Genomic DNA, 18,966 nt, shown 5'->3' with positions numbered 1-18,966 from the left:
TTATTCCCTCAAAGAATGGCCGGTTAGTTTTAAAAATAAATCATCTAAATTGGCAGATTTTACGTGTAAGCCTTCCAGTGAAACTTGCTCTTGCATTAATAATGCTAATGTCGATTCTACTTGAGTTGTGGTGATTTCGACTCGTTCGCCAATAACTTGCCATTGATGCTTTTCAATTAAATCAGCCTTAACTTGCACCAAAGGTAAATAGATAAAAACATCAGAAAAATGCTTATCTAATAAGTGATGCGGTGTACCACTTTCGATAATTTTACCTTTGTCCATGATCACAACTTCATCACATAATTGTTCCGCTTCATCCATATAATGGGTGGTTAGCACAACCGTTTTATTACGTGCTTTAATATTCTTGATCAACTTCCAAAAATTTCGACGCGCTTGTGGATCTAACCCTGTGGTGGGTTCATCAAGAAACACTATTTCCGGATCATTTATCAGCGCAAGTGCGAGTAATAATCGTTGTCGCTGTCCTCCCGATAACAACCGATTATCTCGATCAAGAAAGTCGCCTAAATCGCATAACTCAATTAATTGCTCGTGAGATAAAGTATGCTGATAAAAAGCGGTGAATAAATCTAGCGTTTCTTTGACCGTTAAAAAATCTTGTAAAGCAGTATTTTGAAACTGAATGCCTATTTGTTGAGAAATATCGGCATGAATTGGTTTGCCATAATACTCAACAAATCCCGACGATGGTTGAATAATACCTTCCATTATTTCAATTGTTGTGGTTTTGCCAGCACCGTTTGGCCCTAACAATCCAAAACATTGCCCCTTTTCTATCGTAAAATCGATACCGTCAACCGCATTCACATCATTATAAATTTTAGTTAACTCTTTTACTTCAATGACTGTTGTCGTCAAAGGTAACTCCTTTTTGGCCTTAACAATTATCAGAAATGGTAACCTGCAAATTGCCAAATTAATACACTGTTGACTGAATAAATAAAAAAGCAGGGGAAATCACTGTGATAAGTATTCAATATCTTAATTTTCACTGATCCTACTGATGTTTTTCGTTTACTTATCACTAATCATTCACTTTTTACGCTATTGATAATAATTATCATTTGCATTCAGGTGGTTTATGACTTAACCTAAACTAACATTTATCAATCAAGTAAAATAAATGGAGTGTTGAAAATGTTAATGAACCACACCAATATTGACCAAAATTTAGCACAGGTTGCATTACCGACAAATGTCCTAGAGAAGCTAATATCACTCGGTATCGTTCATGGTGATCAATGTCGTTGTTTAAATAAAGTCGCCAAGCAAGTGATCTGGCAAACTTTATTGAACAACAGCGCCCATATTGCACGATAAGTTAAAAGGAATCTAAAATGGAAAAGTCTACTTCGACATTAAAGTCTTTTGAAAATTGGTTGCAAATTTTAATGAATACTTACCAATGCCACCCAAGTCATGGTTTAGCACAGGTGATAAATTATTACCTAGTACGAATTATTCATGATGAAGAGATAAAATGTGATCATCGTAAACTAATGAAATATTGTTCGATGAAAAAATTTTGGCATTGGCGCAGTGCTTAGTAAACACTCTCAGTTTTTTATCAGTATAAAAATACCACTTCGTTAAAGGCTTACGTTTTAAAGTTTTTGAACTACGTAATTCACGCCGCCGATGATTGTATTATTTAATTCTTTTTTACCTGTTAAATCAAACTCTTGGCAAATACTCTCGATGCTTTGTTTTTGTATTAATCGTTTGATTAAAATTTCAATTAAACGCTGTTTTTCAGCATCATCATGCAAACTATTGTTTAAGTTAGTCGCAAGAAAGTGAATCAACTGGACATGCAGACTATAACTACAGTTATCAAATAAACTCTTTCTCGTGATAAAATTTTCAATCACTTGTCGATCATAATCAGTGAACAAAGGTAAATTTTCTGTCGGCCATTGCTGAATAAGCTCAATGATCACTTGCGCGCTGATATTTTGATATTGTTCGTTGAGCAAATAAGTAAAACTTCGATAAAACCGCTGTTGTAATTGAGCGACTAAATCATCTGCTTTAGTATTTAACGCTTGTAAATACATACTGGAATGCTCGCCGCTGGCTTTATCCACTGAAAAACCTAAACGCACTAATTTATAATGAGCTTTGTGCCAAAAACGTAATAAAGCTTCATTAGCGCCGAAACTCGTGCCAAGCATATCAATGTGGTTTTGCTCAGCATAATGTTTTACATGGCTTAAAAGCTTTAAACCTAAGCCTAGTTGTTGAACACAGGGCAATACGGCAATGCGCATGATACGTAAATACTGAAAATCAAATGCCGTTGAGCAATGATTATGCAAAAATAAAGACTGCGGTAAAAATTGATTTTTTAACCGGAGTTTAGCGTTTGCTACCTGACTTATTTCGTGCTCTTCAGCGCCGCCTTCTTTAACCGTCAACGCAACGGCAACTATTTTCTGTTTAAATTCTAAGACAAATAAACGCAGTGCTTTATTATTTAACAATAGCTTTAAATCACTTGGCGAAGTTTGATAATGCGCGGTAATTAATACCGAAAAAATTTGCTGTAATAAGCTTTCATCTGCCATTAATTGTTGTTGTTCAATACAACTAAACACCGCATCTTGGCTGTTAAAATTTTCTTGTAACCTATGTTTCAGATCGGTTAATTCAATGGCTTGTTTATTACCAGCCTTGTTTTCAATAAAAGGCTCTTCAAGGTTACGACTCTTTAATAAAAACGCATCAAAAACAAAAGACTCTAAAGGATCATTTTCCGCCCAACGAATAGGTTGATTGATATGATATTGATTAAAATAAGGCGTTTTTTCAATTAAGAGCTGAGTGAATTTCACAGCAAAACCACGACCTGCTCCTTCATAACCATGTTGTGTTGAAGAAAAAACAACACGAGGGTAAACATCAACTAGTTGCGACAATATATAAACGGGGATTGCCGCGGCTTCATCTATTAATAATAACTGTGCTTGAGGCTTTTCTTTGATCAGCACATCAACTGCAATATATTCAACCCTATGATGATGATAAATAAACCTGTTTTGGATACATTCGCCTTCCGGGCATGATTGTTGTAGTTGTTGAAAAAAAATAGCTAAAGCATTGCTATGAGGCGCCGTAATAATAAATTTTTGCGGCGCTTGGTTACGCTTTTCAGCCATGATTAACTTAGCAACGGCAATTGCCAACGCAGAAGATTTTCCTCTACCACGGTCTGCTGTTAATAATAGCGGACGTTTACGATGCCCTAAAGCTACTTTTTCAATCGCATTCACTGCACATTGTTGTTGAACAGTCTTACAGCCATTTTCTAGCGACGAACATTTTGGTTCTTGTTCGAAATTTAGCTGTTCATTACTATTATCTTGTTGCTCAACAATCACCGGTAAATCATTATCTGTTTGAGAGAGAACAAAGCTAAACGTATCATTTTTGGCTTTGGTTAATATGCGTTGTACAAATAAATTTTCACTTTCAAGTGCTTGCGCTTGGGTGCAACACCAAATCATCACACCGCCTGCGACTATAGTGCCAGAAAGTGCGGCAAATGCATCTGGGTGAAAATCAGGGTCATTAAATAATACAAGCTCATTTTCTCGGCCTAACTGATGTCTAAAGTTAGCAATAACTTCATTTTCATCATCAATGAGCGCTTTGCCAAAGGTGATAGCACATCTAGGCGCTAAACTGCCAACCTCTTGAGATAGTTGCTCAATCATGGTGCCATAAACCTCACTTGCCCAAGCAATATCACCTTGTAAAACGATTAAGCTTCTTTGCCTATTTTTACGCAATTGTTGAGTTAAGGTTTTAAACCAATAACGAATGTCTGATTGACTCACTATGCTGCTTAATTTTCAAAAAGATAGTTTGATTCTAACAAGCATTTTACTAAATCGAAACTATACTAAATATCATTCAATTAGTTGAAGCTTAAATAATAACTAAAGGCTAACAACCTTGATCTAAATCAATATAGTGAATCACGATAATAGAGACAATGAAACCTCTACAAAAAGTAAGGATTTATTCATGACTGAACACAGCTCGCCAGAGCAAATTAAAAAATATGAAAAAAATACTTTCGTCTTTCTAGCTGTTTTTCTTGCGCCTATCCTTTCCATCATCATTGTAGGTGGATTTGGTTTTATGATTTGGATCAGCCAAATGCTGTTTGGCCCGCCAACCTCTTAGTAACTCGACCAAGTATTAACTATATCTATGACTCAACCATTAGAAAACCCTAGCAGAAGAAGATTATTCCGCGGAAAGGTTACCAAACAACCTTCACTGCCTCGTTTACCATGGATAATCAACGAAAATACATTCACTGAACTATGTAATCAATGTGATGACTGCATCTTAGTATGTGAATCTAACCTTATTAAAAAAGATGAATTAGGTTTTCCATTTGTAGACTTTTCTACCGATGAATGTACTTTCTGCGGCAAATGCCAAGAAGTCTGTCAAAAACCGCTATTTCTTGATAAAAACACTATTGAATCTAACCAGACCCAACCTTGGCCAGGCACGATAACAATTAACCAAAAATGTTTAGCACAGAACCAAATTATGTGCCAAAGCTGCCAAGATGTTTGCGAACCTCGCGCCATATCATTTAGTTACAAAACATCAAGCATTGCAGAGCCAACGATTAATTTAGCCGATTGTAATCAATGTGGTGCATGTATTTCTACCTGTCCACAACAAGCAATTACATTAGATTTAGCAAACAATATTGAGGTGGTTCATGACTGAAAATATTTTGCACATTGACAAAAATTCAACAAATAAACAGCAACCTTGTGAATATCATGTCGCCAGCTTTGTAGCTCATGCGATTAAAAAAAATATCACACAAGTGACAGAAGAAATAACTTGCACTGAGGGTGCTGAAATACATGCAGTGAGTGAAGAAGGAAAAATTGTCTTTACCCTAGAAGCCTCTAGCCAAAAGAAAATAGGCTTCTTAATTGACCAGTTAAAACATCATGTCGGGTTATTAAGTTTATCCCCGATATATCATCAATTTCTAACAGAAGAATAATAGGTACCAATATGACTATTAATCGCCGAGAATTTATAAAAGCTAATGCTGTTGCCGCGGCTGCTGCGGTTGCCGGAGTATCTATCCCAGCTAATGCCACCAACCTTATTACCAGTAGTGATGTCACTAAATTAAAGTGGGATAAAGCGCCTTGTCGTTTTTGTGGAACAGGTTGTAGCGTTAATGTTGGCGTAATGGATGGTAAAGTCGTTGCCACCCATGGCGATATAAAATCGCCTGTAAATAAAGGTCTTAACTGTATTAAAGGTTATTTCCTTTCAAAAATTATGTACGGCAAAGACAGATTAACTACCCCGCTACTCCGTATGAAAAACGGTAAGTTTGACAAAGAAGGTGATTTCACGCCAATAACTTGGGATGCGGCTTTCGATATTATGGCGGAAAAAACCAAGCAAACCTTAAAAGAAAAAGGCCCAACCGGCATTGGTATGTTTGGCTCTGGTCAATGGACGGTATTTGAAGGTTACGCGGCATCAAAATTAATGAAAGCTGGTTTTAGATCCAACAACATCGACCCAAATGCTCGTCATTGTATGGCATCAGCTGTTGGTGGTTTTATGCGTACTTTTGGTATTGATGAACCAATGGGTTGTTATGATGATATTGAAGCAACGGATGCAATGGTGCTTTGGGGTTCAAATATGGCCGAAATGCACCCTATTTTATGGACACGTATTACCGACCGCCGCTTAAGTGCACCACATGTTAAAGTTGCCGTACTATCAACGTTTGCACATCGTAGTTCAGATCTTGCTGACAACAGTATGATCTTCACCCCACAAACTGATTTGGCGATTCTTAACTTTATTGCCCATTACATTATAAAAACCAACCGAGTTAATAAAGATTTTGTTAACAAACATACCAATTTTAGGTTAGGTAATACAGACATTGGCTATGGTTTACGCCCAGAACACCACCTCGAGAAAAAAGCCAAAAACAATGGTAAAACTGCCGGTGGTTCTTCGCCAATAAACTTTGAACAATACGCAGAATTTGTAAGTACGTATACCGCAGAATACACTTCAAAGTTATCAGGCGTTCCGGTAGATAACTTAAATGCGTTAGCAGAACTATACGCAGATCCTAAAACCAAAGTTTGTTCATTTTGGACCATGGGTTTTAACCAACATACACGTGGTGTTTGGGCGAATAACCTTGTTTATAATATTCATTTATTAACAGGAAAAATATCAACACCTGGTAATAGCCCATTTTCATTAACCGGCCAACCTTCGGCATGTGGTACGGCTCGTGAAGTAGGAACATTCTCGCATCGTTTACCTGCAGATATGGTTGTGAATAATAAAAAACATCGCGACTTGTCTGAAAAATTATGGAAAATTCCTACGGGGACCATACCACCTAAGCCGGGTTATCATGCGGTGCTACAAAACCGTAAATTAAAAGATGGTGAGTTAAATTTCTATTGGTCTATGTGTAACAACAATATGCAAGCCGCCGCTAACCTTAATGAAGAAGCGTATCCTGGTTATCGTAACCCTAAAAACTTTGTCGTTGTATCAGACCCTTATCCAACCGTTACTGCACAAGCCGCAGATCTTATTTTACCAACGGCAATGTGGGTCGAAAAAGAAGGCGTATATGGTAATGCAGAACGAAGAACTCAAGCTTGGTATCAAATGGTAGAAGCGCCAGAAGGAGCTAAATCAGATTTATGGCAGTTAGTGGAGTTTTCAAAACGCTTTAGAATTGAAGAAGTGTGGCCCAAAGAACTTCTTGATAAAAACCCTACATACAAAGGTAAATCAATGTATGAGGTGTTATATAAAAATGGCCAAGTGAATAAGTTTTCTATTAACCAAGTTCCAACAGATAGATTAAATGATGAAGCGAGACATTTTGGCTTTTACATTCAAAAGGGCTTATTTGAAGAATACGCAAGTTTTGGCCGAGGAAAAGCACACGATTTAGCCGATTACGACAGATATCACGAAGAGCGTGGCTTACGATGGCCTGTTGTTGACGGCAAAGAAACCCTAAGACGTTTTAAAGAAGGCTCAGATCCGTATGTTGAAGCAGGTAGAGATTTTCAATTTTATGGAAAAAAAGACGGCAAAGCCATTATATTCGCCTTGCCATATGAGCCACCTGCAGAGTCACCCGATGCAGAATTTGATATGTGGTTATCAACGGGACGGGTATTAGAGCATTGGCATTCAGGCTCAATGACACAACGAGTACCAGAATTATACAAAGCAGTACCTGACGCGCTGGTCTATATGCACCCTGATGACGCTAAAAATCGAGGCATGCGCCGTGGTGATTTAGTGAAAATAGTGTCACGTCGTGGTGAAGTCCAAACTCGCATAGAAACCCGTGGCCGCAATAAGCCGCCAAAGGGCTTAGTATATATGCCTTGGTTTGACGCCAGTCGATTAGTGAATAAAGTTACCTTGGATGCCACTGATCCCTTATCAAAGCAAACTGACTTCAAAAAATGTGCTGTGAAAGTTGTAAAGGTATAGGAGAAATTTATGAAAACTATGATGAATCATTTAGTCAAAACACTTGTCCTTTTAACGCTTTTCACTAGCTCTGTAATAGCTGCCGAAAAACATGTCGCGACATTACGTGGTGAGGTCAACATTGATACTCAAACGACACCTTCGGCGATTGCAAATACAGTCAATAAAGATATTAAACAAGGAAGGAATTATCCAATGCAGCCTCCGGTTATCCCTCATAAAATTAGAAATTATGAGGTTAATCTCAATTCTAATAAGTGTATGTCTTGTCACAGTAGAAATCGTACAGAAGAGTCTCAGGCTCCTATGGTGAGTGTTACGCATTACATGGATAGAGATGGCAACTTCTTGGCTGAAATATCACCAAGACGTTATTTTTGTAACCAATGTCATGCTCCTCAAAAAGACGTAGAGCCTTTAGTAGAAAATACCTTTGTTGATATGCACACATTAATGAAATCAAAAGTAAATACTAAGAATGAGCATTAGGAGTCTCCGATGAAAGAAATAATAAAAATAGGATGGCAAACGCTGAAAAAACCCAGTGCATATTTCAGTTTAGGCTTTTTAGTCATTGGTGGTTTTATTGCTGGGGTTATTTTTTGGGGTGGTTTTAATACCGCACTTGAAGCAACCAATACCGAAGAGTTTTGTATCAGTTGTCATGAAATGGAAAACAATGTTTATGAAGAGTTAAAAACCACCATTCATTTTTCAAACCGTTCAGGTGTAAGAGCAACTTGCCCTGATTGTCATGTTCCGCATAAATGGACAGATAAAATAGCGCGTAAAATGCAAGCTTCTAAAGAAGTGTGGGGGAAAATTTTTGGTACCATCAATACACGCGATAAGTTTCTTGCTCACCGTAAAAGACTTGCTCAAAATGAATGGACCCGGTTAAAAGCGAACGACTCATTAGAATGTCGAAATTGTCATAACTTTGATTATATGGACTTTACCGCACAAAGCACCAGAGCGTCACAACAACATTCTACCTCGCTTGCCGATGGTGAAAAAACCTGTATCGACTGCCATAAAGGGATTGCACATCAACTACCTGATATGAAAGGGGTAGAGGGCTGGTAAATTTATTTACCATGATTATCAAGCCAGCATTTGCTGGCTTTTTTTATGAAAATAAAATAGTTAAAAAGATTTGAAAATTTAATATTTCTTGCCTATGTTACAAAATATGATGAGTCATGAATTAGGCACCCATTATGTCAGATGAAATTTCCGAGAATATTAGTAGTAGTCATGTTGATATTGATGCAGATTTAACGGTTGACGTTAAAGACTCTGAGGTTAAAGACGCTAGCATTCGTCAACGTATTGATGACTTATTAGAACAAAAACGGTTAAAAGCGCTGTTAGACGACAGTGAAGATTGGTAAATATCATATTAGACCCAAGGCAATATCACTGTAATACGCCTGTGCTTTAGCTTGGCTAAATACAATTAACTTCTAATTTATTCCTTGTTGATTAAGGTTAACCTCACGATAAATGATTTTCGCTGCAAAAATTTCCTGTTAGAATTAAACCACTCCATTATTTAAATTTGATTAACAATGACATTCCTTGAAAAACTTCGTTGCCTATTAACTTTTGGTCAAGGTGTTGCTCTACCTGCCCCCGAAATATTAGCGACAACGTCACCCTTTGAATTATTTCAACAATGGTTTGATGATGCGAACAAATCTGGCATCTTACTTCCTGAAGCTATGTCAGTAAGTTCATGTAATGAAAACGGTCAACCTAGCTCTCGTATGGTGTTGTTAAAATCTTTTAATGAAGATGGCTTCGTCTTTTATACCAATTACGATAGTAGAAAAAGTATCGAGTTAGGTAGTAATAATAAGGTGGCGTTATTATTTCACTGGAATGTTTTACAACGACAAGTACGCATTGAAGGAACCGTTGAAAAAACCAGTCAGCAACAGTCTGAAGATTACTTCCATAGTCGTGATCGTGGCAGCCAAATTGGTGCCTGGGCTTCAAAACAAAGTCAAAAACTTAAACATGACAACGAACTGAAACAACGATTTGAAAAATATCAACAAAAGTTTTCGGGCAGCGAGATCCCACTGCCAGATTTCTGGGGTGGTTTAAGAGTAAAACCTCATTACATAGAGTTTTGGCAAGGGAGAGCAAGTCGTTTACATGACCGTATTTGTTTTGAAAAACATAATGATAACTGGCAATGGTTTAAGCGTCATCCTTAAATGAAGTGTTAAATAGATAGCAGCTTTATTATTTTTATGGTTTAATTTTAAACTATCTACATACACATGATATGACAGATATACACTGGATTCATTTTTGACGCTTCTGAAATATTACATTATTGCCCTGTTATGTATCACACCTTTAACGGCGAATGCTCAAAACGTTATAGTTGGGCTTGAGCCTTTCCCCCCCTTTATTAATGAAGATGGCTCGGGCTTTGCCATCGAAATGTTTAATGCTTTAACACAACAATCAGACCTTAACTTTGAATTTAATTTAATGACTTGGGGTCGAGCTAAAAGAGAATTAAAGTCTCATCATGTTGATCTAATAGGCATTAGTCCTAAAAATAATGAAACTGCTGATTATTATCAGTACGCGAAGGAACTTGATTGGTCATTTATTGCCACCGTCGATCTTTTCTCTAAAGAAAAAAGTAATTTAATATTAGAGAACCTCCCGAATAAAAGTATTGGCACGCTTATCGGTAATGCTGATTTTTTTGCTGAACTGTCTAATATCCCTCGAAATAAGTTTGTTGAAATCAGTAACCTTAAGCAACTGGTTAAAATGATGGATAAAGGGCGCATTAAAACGGTAATATTCGATAGAATATCCATGATGTCGACCATTAAAAAACTAAAATTAGCCAATATTCATTATCGAGAGTTAATGAAAATACCGGCAACTTTTGCGGTAAAAAATACCCCCGACGGTCTGCAATTACAAAAGAAGCTCGATAACTTGATGAGCACTAAAAACATTGAAAAATATCAAGAAAAATTATCCCTATACAACAAATTACCACCAACAGGGATTGTTAACATTCTTGATTAGTTCTGTACTATTTACGTTATCATTAAGTTTACATAAGTCGACGATTAAATAATTATTACAAGAAAATCACGAACGTTCGAAACAGTACCACACAGAATTAACACCTATGATATTGATAAAACTTGCACTTCACACCTGAGTAGGGCTGTGCTAGATTTATCGTATGCAAACCATCACTTTAATAAAGAAGAAAGTTTATTTATCTGCCCCTCTGACGGTGTGGATAAGTCCTGTTTGTATCTTTCCCAATTAAGGGCGATTAAGTGCCATTATGCTTAATCGTCCAAGTTAAATTCAAATGATAAAAGTTTTATCAACCCAATTACCTTGTTGTTTTCTTTTTATCGATTTCACAAAGTAATTTTAAGTATATATTGCCATTAATTTGATCAACATTGAGCACACAATATGCAAAATAATTTTTGGAGTTACCTCCTAGAAACCACAGAGTTTATTGAATCTTCTGATCAAAAAATCAGCTTAGTTCAACTAGAAGCTCGTCTTAAAAATATTGGTTTTTTATATGAAAAAACCTTTGATCCTGCCGACGATTTTGAAGCATATGTTGCATTAAAATTAATTAATACCATTTCACAAACGATTCAAAATAATACGGTAGCTGAAAATGCCATCTAAGTTTTGAATATACAATGATACCGCCGAGGAGGTTACCTATGAAACCACCAAAAATAACGATTTGCAGTAAAGATTACGATGATCTTTATGACTTATTAGAAAATGAAAAAGATGAATCCTCTTTTAAATTATTAAGAGATGAATTAAACCGCGCCCATATTGTCAATTTTAATGAATTGCCCAGCAATGTTGTTAGGATGAATTCAACCGTAAAATTTACGGTTCAAGACAATCAAGAGTGCTTTTCATTAAAGCTGGTGTATCCACAAGAAGTTAAAAACACTGGGACTATCTCAATTTTATCACCTGTTGGCAGCGCTTTGCTCGGGCTATCAATTGGTCAAGAAATAGAATGGCCACTTATTCACGGCCAAAAAACCGTCGTCCATATTGACGCCATACATTAACTTGCAAACCACCAGTTTACTTATTGTTTAATCAGGGTTTAAGCTTTACTGATAAAGAAAGCTTAAACCGTTATTCTGACACGCTTTAAAACCATTCGTTTTCATCTTCTAGCACTTGAATAAAAATTTTCTTGATCTCTGTGAGATTGATGTCTTTATTGGCATATTGCAATAAATATACTGGATAGGAAAATTCTGGCGCATTAGGCGTAAATTCAAGCGTGCCCTCTTGCACATGTCGATTAATCACACGAGTACGAAAATAGCCACTACCACCACTTTTAAGCATGAGCTGCAAAGCTACAGGGCCTAAACTAATTGAAATTTTACTCCGAGCAAGTTCCGGTAAAGCTTGATCATGAAGGCGTTTGAACTCATCCCCCCAATCCACATAAAGATACGGCGAAGGCTGCTCAACCGACTGAACACGGACCAGTTTTTCATCTAATAAATGTTCAACAATGGTGCGTGAGCTATATTCAGGTTGATGGACTAACGCGACGTCTAAACCACCAGATCGAACTTTCTCATTTAATTGCTTTTTATCACCTACTTCAATGGTTATAGCTAACTCAGCTGCCTCTTTATTTAACAATGTAAGTAAAGCTGCTGCGATGGGATTCCATAACGTTAGATCAACGCCAATCGCCAAACTATTGTTAGCCGTATCAGGTAACGGCAAATCCCTTCTCGCCGCATCCCATGTTTGCACCACTTGCCTTGCATAAGATTTAAAGTGCTCACCATTTTTTGTCAGTACCGCACCACTTTTATTTCGGGTAAATAACGTGCAATTTAATGCATTTTCTAACGATTTAATACGCGCGGTGATCGTCGTTTGCGTCACATTAAGTGTGTCGGCTGCTGCACCAAAGGTGCCCAATTCACAAATAGTAAGAAATGTTTTTCCAACGATATAATCCATACTCACCCTTTAATATCAAAATTATAAATAATAAATCCACTTATTATTCATTATACATAAAGCATTGAATTGATATACCCTCTTCGCACCAAATTTGTGCTTACGAGTCGAAATGGCGCACCAATAATTTTTATACGTTGTACAAGAGATAAAGATGAATACCCCCTCACCAAGCAAATTATTAAAAATCGCGAATTCATTAATGCTGCTCACTGCAATAATCACCGCAATAGCAGTATATTTTGTTTACGGTATTGAAGAAAAGTTAACCATGGTTCAACTCATTGGGGGTCATATTACCATTATGATCATGCCTGCCCTTTTTAAACTTTCTTATGTTTTACGGTTAATTAGTTTAAGAAGTGCAGGAATAGCAGAATGAAGATAAATAAATTAATGAATGAGTGCCGTCTATTTTTAGGTATTCAGACGATCACCCCCTCTATAAAGGAAGTATTTGTAGCCTCCTTGACGGCATTAATTGCAACATTTTGTATTTTTTGCTTGTCAAAAACATTGCTCAGTCAGTTAAATGTAGCGACAGAAGCTTATATTCTAATATCAATTGCCGCTACCTCAGTGTTGGTTTTTGTAGTTCCGCATGGCGTATTGTCACAACCTTGGCAAGTAATAGGTGGTCATTTAATTAGCGCGGTCATCGGGGTATTATGCTTTAAATATTTTGGTGATAACATCCGTATAGCAGCAGCACTTGCAGTATCGCTTTCTATCATGGCAATGATACTTTTTCGTTGCGTTCATCCCCCTGGAGGCGCTACAGCGCTCGCTGCTGTTATCGGTGGTGATGCAATCCATCAGTTAGGCTTTTTCTATGTGCTAGTGCCAACCTTATTAAACTCACTGCTAATTGTGTTTGCGGCAACCTTGTTTAATTATCCTTTTCAATGGCGTCGTTATCCATCTCATTTGTTTTATAAAAACAATTTAACGACTGAGATTTCTCCTGGTGATAGGAAAAATGAGATCACTACGGAAGATTTTTTAAAATCTATTCATGAGCATGCCTCATTTATTGATGTGACGGATGAAGGTTGGATTGAAATTTTTGAAAATGCTAAAAGACACGCTGAACTTGATGATGTTCATCCTGCTCATATTGAGGCCGGCTGTTCCTACAGTAATGGTAAAATAGGTAAAGCTTGGGAGGTCAGATGTGTCGAGTCAATCGTAGGTAAGAACATTGTTAAGTACAATATAGAAGCAGGTGTGAATATTGGCTTTTCAGGGCAATGTTCCGTAAAGAAGTTTATTCAATGGTCAAAGTTTAAAGCAGAAAAAAATGATACCGGTATTTGGGGAAGAGTCGCGTAAGCTTTCTTCACAAAAATTTGTTACTTTCACCTTAACTACAAAAAAACGCCACTTTAACAGTGGCGTTTTATATTTTATGAGAGTGTTTTATCAAGTAATTGCTTAACGTTAACCAACTAAGGCTAATAAAATACCCGCAGCAACTGCCGAGCCTAAGACACCAGCAACGTTTGGTCCCATGGCATGCATTAATAAGAAGTTGTGAGGGTTTGACTCTAATCCAACCTTATTGGCAACTCGTGCCGCCATTGGTACCGCAGAAACTCCTGCTGCGCCAATGAGTGGATTAACTTTCTCTTTACTCACCTTATTCATCAATTTCGCCATTAATACCCCAGATGCGGTACCAATGGAGAATGCCACTGCACCTAACGCTAAAATACCTAAGGTTTCCACATTTAAGAATGCTTCAGCACTTAATTTTGAACCAACACCTAAACCTAAAAAGATAGTCACGATATTGATCAATTCATTTTGAGCAGTTGAACTTAAGCGATCAACAACACCAGACTCTTTCATCAAGTTACCTAAACAAAACATACCAACAAGCGGCGTTGCTGCAGGTAAAAAGAAAATTGTCATCAACAACACACCTAACGGGAAAATGACCTTTTCAATTTTAGTCACATGACGTAACTGCGCCATCTCAATTTTACGTTCGTCTTCAGTCGTTAACGCACGCATTATAGGGGGTTGAATAATAGGTACTAACGCCATGTATGAATATGCCGCCACAGCAATTGCACCGAGTAACTCAGGCGCTAATTTAGAGGCTAAAAATATCGCCGTAGGGCCATCGGCTCCACCAATAATAGCAATGGCAGAAGCATCTTTTAACGTAAATTCAAAACCTGGAATGGCGTTTAATGCAATAGCGCCAAATAGGGTTGCAAAAATACCAAATTGAGCTGATGCGCCTAATAACAATGTTTTGGGGTTAGCAATTAAAGCGCCGAAATCGGTCATTGCGCCAACGCCCATAAAAATAAGTAATGGGAAAATCCCCGTATCGATGCCTACATAATAAATATAGTGTAATAAACCGCCAACCTCTGAAAAGCCAGCGACAGGAATATTCGTTAAAATAGCACCAAAACCCATAGGTAATAGTAATAACGGTTCAAAGTTTTTTGCAATTGCTAAGAATAATAAACCACAACCCACGAGCATCATGATCACTTGGCCTAACTCAAAGTTAGCTAAGCCAGTTGACATCCACAATATATGTAACGATTCCATCAGTGCACCCTATGCCATACTTAACAAAATATCGCCAACAGTGACTGAGTCACCTTCTCTGACGTTAATAGAAACAATTTCACCACTACTTACCGCGCGAATTTCTGTTTCCATTTTCATCGCTTCCATGACAATAACGACATCACCGGCTTCGACATGATCACCCTCATTGGCTAACACTTTAAAAATATTACCAGCAAGCGGGGCATTTAACGTTTCATCAGCACTAACAGAGGCTGATTGTTGCGTTTCAGAATCAACAGAAGCCGACACTGAGTTAACACTGCCACTTGGACCAACAACGACTTCATAAACCTTACCATCAACACTCACTGAATAATTTTCTGTTGCTCCTTTAGCTTGACTAGCAGCAGGCGTAACTTTCATATCATCTTTTGAAGGTACTGGTTCAAAAGCATCAGGGTTATTGCGATTTTCTAAGAATTTCAAACCAATTTGAGGGAATAATGCATAAGTTAGTACATCATCAATCACATCATCGGCTAAAGTAATATTTTTCTCTTTAGCGAGAGTATTTAATTCCGCCGTTAAATTATCCATCTCAGGTGAAATTAAATCAGCTGGGCGACAAGTTATCGCTTCTTTTCCATCTAATACACGCGCTTGAAGCTCTGCATTCACTTCTGAAGCAGTGGCGCCATATTCACCTTTTAATACACCTGCGGTTTCTTTGGTAATTGATTTATAGCGCTCACCCGTTAATACGTTTAATACCGCTTGCGTTCCAACAATTTGAGAAGTTGGTGTGACTAAAGGAATATTACCTAAATCTTTACGTACTCGCGGGATCTCTTGTAATACATCATCAAATTTATCAGCAGCACCCTGCTCTTTTAACTGCCCTTCCATATTTGTTAACATGCCACCTGGTACTTGTGCAGATAAAATGCGCGCATCAATCCCTTTCAAACTGCCTTCAAACTTGGCATATTTTTCACGAACTTCTCGAAAGTATGTTGCCACTTCAGCAAGTTTCTCAGTGTCTAATCCAGCATCACGATCTGTACCTTCAACAATAGAAGCAATTGTTTCTGTTGGTGAATGACCGTAGGTTTGACTCATTGAAGAAATAGAAGTATCAATGACATCAATATCCGCATCAATCGCTTTCATATGAGTAGCAACACTTAAGCCTGTCGTTGCATGACAATGAAGCGCAATAGGTAAAGAAACGGTTTCTTTTAATTTGCCAATCAACTCTTGGCCGTCGTAAGGTTTTAATAAACCAGACATATCTTTGATACAAATTGAATGAGCCCCCATATCTTCCAGTTGCTTGGCCATGGTTAACCAACCTTCAAGCGTATGAACAGGACTTTCGGTATAACTTAGTGTTCCTTGTGCATGAGCACCAACTTTTACTGCTGATTTAATTGCTGTTTCTAAATTACGTACGTCGTTCATCGCATCAAAAATACGAAAAACATCAACACCATTGATATGTGCTCGTTCTACAAATTTCTCTACCACATCATCAGCATAATGGCGATATCCTAAAATATTTTGGCCGCGGAAAAGCATTTGCTGTTTCGTTTTCGGCATAGCCTTTTTTAACGCGCGAATTCGTTCCCAAGGATCTTCGCCTAAATAACGAATACATGAATCAAAGGTTGCACCACCCCAAGATTCAATAGACCAGTAACCAATTTCATCTAATACTGGAGCTATCGGTAACATATCTTCCAAACGAAGACGGGTAGCCAATAATGACTGATGACCGTCTCTTAAGACAACTTCTGTGATACCTAAAGGCTTTGACATGTGAGGATGCTCCTATTTATTTTTACTATGTTGTTGACGATATTGTGAGACAGCAGAACTAATAGCCGCCACAACAGGAGGTGCAATCCCCCCTTTATCAACGTTAGTTTTATTTGTTTTGCGTTGAGGTTTTGATTGAATAATAGGATCTGGAAATTTGATCGCTAGTTTTAAGAGCACTTTATTGATAAAAATGATCAATAGTCCTAAAAAAGCAAAAACAAATACCATTCCGGCTAACATTAAAGTACCAGCTTCAATAAATAACTGCGTTAAGTTATCCATGATTTATCTCAATCTATAAAAATGATGGAATTAGAATAATCACTCCAATCACTAAAAAGCAAATGAATTTTCGCCGTTTCAGAAAAAAAAATTCAAGTCAATAGTTAATCAGGCAAATAAAAGCAAATTATTCAAATTTTTTTAATAAAAATTCACTTTTTAGTTATAAAAACAGATATTGTATACAATTACGCAATCAGTAAAATCGCTATATAAAACGGTATAATGCAATATTGTATACAATCATACTTTAATAATAGCTACTGAATACACCTTGAATATTTATCATTTACAACCGTGGATAAAATCAAATAATGCGCTTTATTTGGTCGAGAAGTGATTAAATTATAATACCCCACAACAATTAATCTTGATGATTTTAGAAAGAAGCTAATCTCGATGTTAGTTTTATAAAACTAGCAGCAGTTTATCCATAATGTTAACAATCAAACTAACTTTTCATGCTAATCGTAATTTTGATGTATATTTATCAAGTTAATCATTAAAACAGTTGACGAGGTTACGAGTCAGTACAAACCTTAAAGCTATTTAATAAACTCAATACTCTATTTTTTTCAAGTTCGAGATGAGATTTACTTTCTCTTGTCATCAAAAAATTTGAAAATCCATTCATCATTTGTGGAGGAATATCATCAATAGTCTTAAAGCCCATTGACCAGCTGGGAAAACTTCTTTTTTCAATATGTTTTCTTTGTAGAACAGAATTTAGCGTATTTCTCTCATCTTTTAAAATTGATTGATATATGTCATCAACTACCACTTCGTCTCCTTCAAGCACCTGCATGAAGTTTTCTTTAGCATATAGCAATAATCCAGTGACATTACACTTTTCATTTTTAATTCTAGATTGTTGTAAAAGTTCGAATAAGTCCTTCTCACTCATCTCTCTAGTTGCGCAGCTAATATAAATTAATTGAATCATTTAATTCCCTAATAATTCATTAAAATAATTAAAATTGATAGTAACACTCACTTTATTCACTTGTTAAGAATAAGCGTAAGGAAAATACGAAGCAAATATAGATAATTTAACTTTTTAAAACAGAAAAATAATGAAAGTTCATAGAAAGAGGATTAGATACAAAAAAGCCCCTGTAAATAGGGGCTTTAGTGCTAATGTGGCGGACGCGGCAAGAGTCGAACCTGCGACCGGAAAGGGTTAGCTTCGTAGCCACTAAACTTTTGATAAGGCATCACAATGAAGTGGAGGCAGCACCGAACATTGCACTGTTTCTATCTATAACATTAGCTCATGCAACAAATTCAAGACGAAAAAAAACCAACCCGAAAGTTGGTTTCTCTAGCAAAGCTAATGTGGCGGACGCGGCAGGAGTCGAACCTGCGACCGGAAAGGGTTAGCTTCGTAGCCACTAAACTTTTGATAAGGCATCACAATGAAGTGGTGGTAGCACCGATCATTGCACTGTTTCTTTCTATAACATTAGCTCATACAACAAATTCAAAACGAAAAAAACCAACCCGAAAGTTGGTTTTCTCTAGCAAAGCTAATTTGGCGGACGCGGCAGGAGTCGAACCTGCGACCGGTAAGGGATAGCTTCGTAGCCACTAAACTTTTGATAAGGCTTGACAATTAAGTGGAGGCTGCACCTATCATTGCATTGCTTCTATCTATAACATTAGCTCATACAACAAATTCAAGACGAAAAAAAACCAACCCGAAAGTTGGTTTCT

Annotated in this window: 22 protein-coding genes; 15 read left to right on the top strand and 7 right to left on the bottom strand. The window is 37.1% G+C overall.

Annotated features, from left to right (window positions below; all coding sequences use genetic code 11):
- Complete coding sequence (locus RM573_RS13485; protein WP_311583041.1) at nt 1-885, bottom strand: ABC transporter ATP-binding protein; 885 nt, start codon at nt 883-885, stop codon at nt 1-3.
- A gap of 279 nt (nt 886-1,164) precedes the next feature.
- On the opposite strand from RM573_RS13485, the gene RM573_RS13480 reads away from it, so the two are divergent.
- Together RM573_RS13480 and RM573_RS13475 are read left to right on the top strand one after the other, a co-directional pair.
- The gene (locus RM573_RS13480; RefSeq protein ID WP_311583039.1) at nt 1,165-1,347 is read left to right on the top strand and encodes a hypothetical protein; all 183 of its coding nucleotides are present in this window, start codon (nt 1,165-1,167) and stop codon (nt 1,345-1,347) included.
- Nucleotides 1,348-1,364: 17 nt separating this feature from the next.
- Complete coding sequence (locus RM573_RS13475; protein WP_311583037.1) at nt 1,365-1,574, top strand: hypothetical protein; 210 nt, start codon at nt 1,365-1,367, stop codon at nt 1,572-1,574.
- Nucleotides 1,575-1,631: 57 nt separating this feature from the next.
- Here the strand turns inward: RM573_RS13475 and RM573_RS13470 are convergent, their stop codons facing one another.
- Nucleotides 1,632-3,866 carry a tRNA(Met) cytidine acetyltransferase TmcA domain-containing protein gene (locus tag RM573_RS13470; RefSeq protein WP_311583034.1) on the bottom strand — a complete coding sequence of 745 codons (2,235 nt, stop codon included), beginning with the start codon at nt 3,864-3,866 and terminating at the stop codon, nt 1,632-1,634.
- A gap of 190 nt (nt 3,867-4,056) precedes the next feature.
- On the opposite strand from RM573_RS13470, the gene napE reads away from it, so the two are divergent.
- The 11 genes from napE (at nt 4,057) to rnk (ending at nt 11,690) form a co-directional block, all read left to right on the top strand.
- A complete protein-coding gene (gene napE, locus RM573_RS13465) occupies nt 4,057-4,218 on the top strand; it encodes a periplasmic nitrate reductase, NapE protein (protein ID WP_311583032.1) in 162 nt (53 codons plus the stop codon).
- A gap of 27 nt (nt 4,219-4,245) precedes the next feature.
- The gene (napF, locus tag RM573_RS13460) at nt 4,246-4,782 is read left to right on the top strand and encodes a ferredoxin-type protein NapF (protein WP_311583029.1); all 537 of its coding nucleotides are present in this window, start codon (nt 4,246-4,248) and stop codon (nt 4,780-4,782) included.
- Nucleotides 4,775-5,071, top strand: a complete 297-nt coding sequence (locus RM573_RS13455) for a chaperone NapD (RefSeq protein ID WP_311583027.1) — start codon at nt 4,775-4,777, stop codon at nt 5,069-5,071. The genes napF and RM573_RS13455 overlap by 8 nt, the downstream gene beginning before the upstream one ends.
- Before the next feature lie 11 nt (nt 5,072-5,082).
- The gene (gene napA / locus RM573_RS13450; protein ID WP_311583024.1) at nt 5,083-7,581 is read left to right on the top strand and encodes a nitrate reductase catalytic subunit NapA; all 2,499 of its coding nucleotides are present in this window, start codon (nt 5,083-5,085) and stop codon (nt 7,579-7,581) included.
- A gap of 9 nt (nt 7,582-7,590) precedes the next feature.
- Complete coding sequence (locus tag RM573_RS13445; RefSeq protein WP_311583020.1) at nt 7,591-8,070, top strand: nitrate reductase cytochrome c-type subunit; 480 nt, start codon at nt 7,591-7,593, stop codon at nt 8,068-8,070.
- 9 nt (nt 8,071-8,079) lie between these two features.
- A complete protein-coding gene (locus RM573_RS13440; protein WP_311583017.1) occupies nt 8,080-8,667 on the top strand; it encodes a cytochrome c3 family protein in 588 nt (195 codons plus the stop codon).
- Between the two features lie 134 nt (nt 8,668-8,801).
- Nucleotides 8,802-8,975 (top strand): PA3496 family putative envelope integrity protein, encoded by a 174-nt coding sequence (locus RM573_RS13435; RefSeq protein WP_311583014.1) that lies wholly within the window; start codon nt 8,802-8,804, stop codon nt 8,973-8,975.
- A 177-nt stretch (nt 8,976-9,152) separates the two neighbouring features.
- Complete coding sequence (gene pdxH / locus RM573_RS13430; RefSeq protein ID WP_311583012.1) at nt 9,153-9,806, top strand: pyridoxamine 5'-phosphate oxidase; 654 nt, start codon at nt 9,153-9,155, stop codon at nt 9,804-9,806.
- A 97-nt stretch (nt 9,807-9,903) separates the two neighbouring features.
- Nucleotides 9,904-10,647 (top strand): transporter substrate-binding domain-containing protein, encoded by a 744-nt coding sequence (locus RM573_RS13425; RefSeq protein ID WP_311583009.1) that lies wholly within the window; start codon nt 9,904-9,906, stop codon nt 10,645-10,647.
- A gap of 408 nt (nt 10,648-11,055) precedes the next feature.
- Entirely contained in the window at nt 11,056-11,283 is a 228-nt protein-coding gene (locus RM573_RS13420; protein ID WP_311583007.1) for a hypothetical protein, read from the top strand.
- 38 nt (nt 11,284-11,321) lie between these two features.
- Nucleotides 11,322-11,690 (top strand): nucleoside diphosphate kinase regulator, encoded by a 369-nt coding sequence (gene rnk / locus RM573_RS13415; protein ID WP_311583004.1) that lies wholly within the window; start codon nt 11,322-11,324, stop codon nt 11,688-11,690.
- An 85-nt stretch (nt 11,691-11,775) separates the two neighbouring features.
- On the opposite strand, the gene RM573_RS13410 is transcribed toward rnk, so the two are convergent.
- Nucleotides 11,776-12,615, bottom strand: coding sequence for a LysR family transcriptional regulator (locus RM573_RS13410; protein ID WP_311583001.1), 840 nt, complete (start codon nt 12,613-12,615; stop codon nt 11,776-11,778).
- 154 nt (nt 12,616-12,769) lie between these two features.
- Between RM573_RS13410 and RM573_RS13405 the strand changes: the two genes are divergently transcribed.
- Both RM573_RS13405 and RM573_RS13400 read left to right on the top strand, forming a co-directional pair.
- Entirely contained in the window at nt 12,770-12,997 is a 228-nt protein-coding gene (locus RM573_RS13405; RefSeq protein WP_311582999.1) for a hypothetical protein, read from the top strand.
- Complete coding sequence (locus RM573_RS13400) at nt 12,994-13,947, top strand: HPP family protein (RefSeq protein ID WP_311582996.1); 954 nt, start codon at nt 12,994-12,996, stop codon at nt 13,945-13,947. The genes RM573_RS13405 and RM573_RS13400 overlap by 4 nt, the downstream gene beginning before the upstream one ends.
- A 108-nt stretch (nt 13,948-14,055) precedes the next feature.
- On the opposite strand, the gene RM573_RS13395 is transcribed toward RM573_RS13400, so the two are convergent.
- The 4 genes from RM573_RS13395 to RM573_RS13380 all read right to left on the bottom strand — a co-directional run bounded on the left by RM573_RS13395 (nt 14,056) and on the right by RM573_RS13380 (nt 18,196).
- A complete protein-coding gene (locus RM573_RS13395; RefSeq protein WP_311582994.1) occupies nt 14,056-15,186 on the bottom strand; it encodes a sodium ion-translocating decarboxylase subunit beta in 1,131 nt (376 codons plus the stop codon).
- 9 nt (nt 15,187-15,195) lie between these two features.
- On the bottom strand, nt 15,196-16,968 hold the full coding sequence (gene oadA / locus RM573_RS13390; protein WP_311582991.1) for a sodium-extruding oxaloacetate decarboxylase subunit alpha: 1,773 nt from the start codon (nt 16,966-16,968) through the stop codon (nt 15,196-15,198).
- Nucleotides 16,969-16,980: 12 nt separating this feature from the next.
- Complete coding sequence (locus tag RM573_RS13385; RefSeq protein ID WP_311582989.1) at nt 16,981-17,253, bottom strand: OadG family transporter subunit; 273 nt, start codon at nt 17,251-17,253, stop codon at nt 16,981-16,983.
- A 520-nt stretch (nt 17,254-17,773) separates the two neighbouring features.
- Nucleotides 17,774-18,196: a BLUF domain-containing protein gene (locus RM573_RS13380; RefSeq protein ID WP_311582986.1), complete on the bottom strand. Its 423-nt coding sequence runs from the start codon at nt 18,194-18,196 to the stop codon at nt 17,774-17,776.
- Nucleotides 18,197-18,966 lie beyond the last annotated feature (770 nt).

The organism is Thalassotalea castellviae (assembly GCF_031846185.1).
Lineage (GTDB): Bacteria > Pseudomonadota > Gammaproteobacteria > Enterobacterales > Alteromonadaceae > Thalassotalea_H > Thalassotalea_H castellviae.
Note: the sequence above shows the minus strand (reverse complement) of the source record. Positions and strands in the feature narration are given on the sequence as shown.

Excerpts from the sequence above, each read along its gene's own strand:
- RM573_RS13480 (WP_311583039.1), top strand. The coding sequence starts at position 1,165 with ATGTTAATGAACCACACCAATATTGACCAAAATTTAGCACAGGTTGCA.
- RM573_RS13475 (WP_311583037.1), top strand. The coding sequence starts at position 1,365 with ATGGAAAAGTCTACTTCGACATTAAAGTCTTTTGAAAATTGGTTGCAA.
- napE (WP_311583032.1), top strand. The coding sequence starts at position 4,057 with ATGACTGAACACAGCTCGCCAGAGCAAATTAAAAAATATGAAAAAAAT.
- napF (WP_311583029.1), top strand. The coding sequence starts at position 4,246 with ATGACTCAACCATTAGAAAACCCTAGCAGAAGAAGATTATTCCGCGGA.
- RM573_RS13455 (WP_311583027.1), top strand. The coding sequence starts at position 4,775 with ATGACTGAAAATATTTTGCACATTGACAAAAATTCAACAAATAAACAG.
- napA (WP_311583024.1), top strand. The coding sequence starts at position 5,083 with ATGACTATTAATCGCCGAGAATTTATAAAAGCTAATGCTGTTGCCGCG.
- RM573_RS13445 (WP_311583020.1), top strand. The coding sequence starts at position 7,591 with ATGAAAACTATGATGAATCATTTAGTCAAAACACTTGTCCTTTTAACG.
- RM573_RS13440 (WP_311583017.1), top strand. The coding sequence starts at position 8,080 with ATGAAAGAAATAATAAAAATAGGATGGCAAACGCTGAAAAAACCCAGT.
- RM573_RS13435 (WP_311583014.1), top strand. The coding sequence starts at position 8,802 with ATGTCAGATGAAATTTCCGAGAATATTAGTAGTAGTCATGTTGATATT.
- pdxH (WP_311583012.1), top strand. The coding sequence starts at position 9,153 with ATGACATTCCTTGAAAAACTTCGTTGCCTATTAACTTTTGGTCAAGGT.
- RM573_RS13420 (WP_311583007.1), top strand. The coding sequence starts at position 11,056 with ATGCAAAATAATTTTTGGAGTTACCTCCTAGAAACCACAGAGTTTATT.
- rnk (WP_311583004.1), top strand. The coding sequence starts at position 11,322 with ATGAAACCACCAAAAATAACGATTTGCAGTAAAGATTACGATGATCTT.
- RM573_RS13410 (WP_311583001.1), bottom strand. The coding sequence starts at position 12,615 with ATGGATTATATCGTTGGAAAAACATTTCTTACTATTTGTGAATTGGGC.
- RM573_RS13405 (WP_311582999.1), top strand. The coding sequence starts at position 12,770 with ATGAATACCCCCTCACCAAGCAAATTATTAAAAATCGCGAATTCATTA.
- RM573_RS13400 (WP_311582996.1), top strand. The coding sequence starts at position 12,994 with ATGAAGATAAATAAATTAATGAATGAGTGCCGTCTATTTTTAGGTATT.
- RM573_RS13395 (WP_311582994.1), bottom strand. The coding sequence starts at position 15,186 with ATGGAATCGTTACATATATTGTGGATGTCAACTGGCTTAGCTAACTTT.
- oadA (WP_311582991.1), bottom strand. The coding sequence starts at position 16,968 with ATGTCAAAGCCTTTAGGTATCACAGAAGTTGTCTTAAGAGACGGTCAT.
- RM573_RS13385 (WP_311582989.1), bottom strand. The coding sequence starts at position 17,253 with ATGGATAACTTAACGCAGTTATTTATTGAAGCTGGTACTTTAATGTTA.
- RM573_RS13380 (WP_311582986.1), bottom strand. The coding sequence starts at position 18,196 with ATGATTCAATTAATTTATATTAGCTGCGCAACTAGAGAGATGAGTGAG.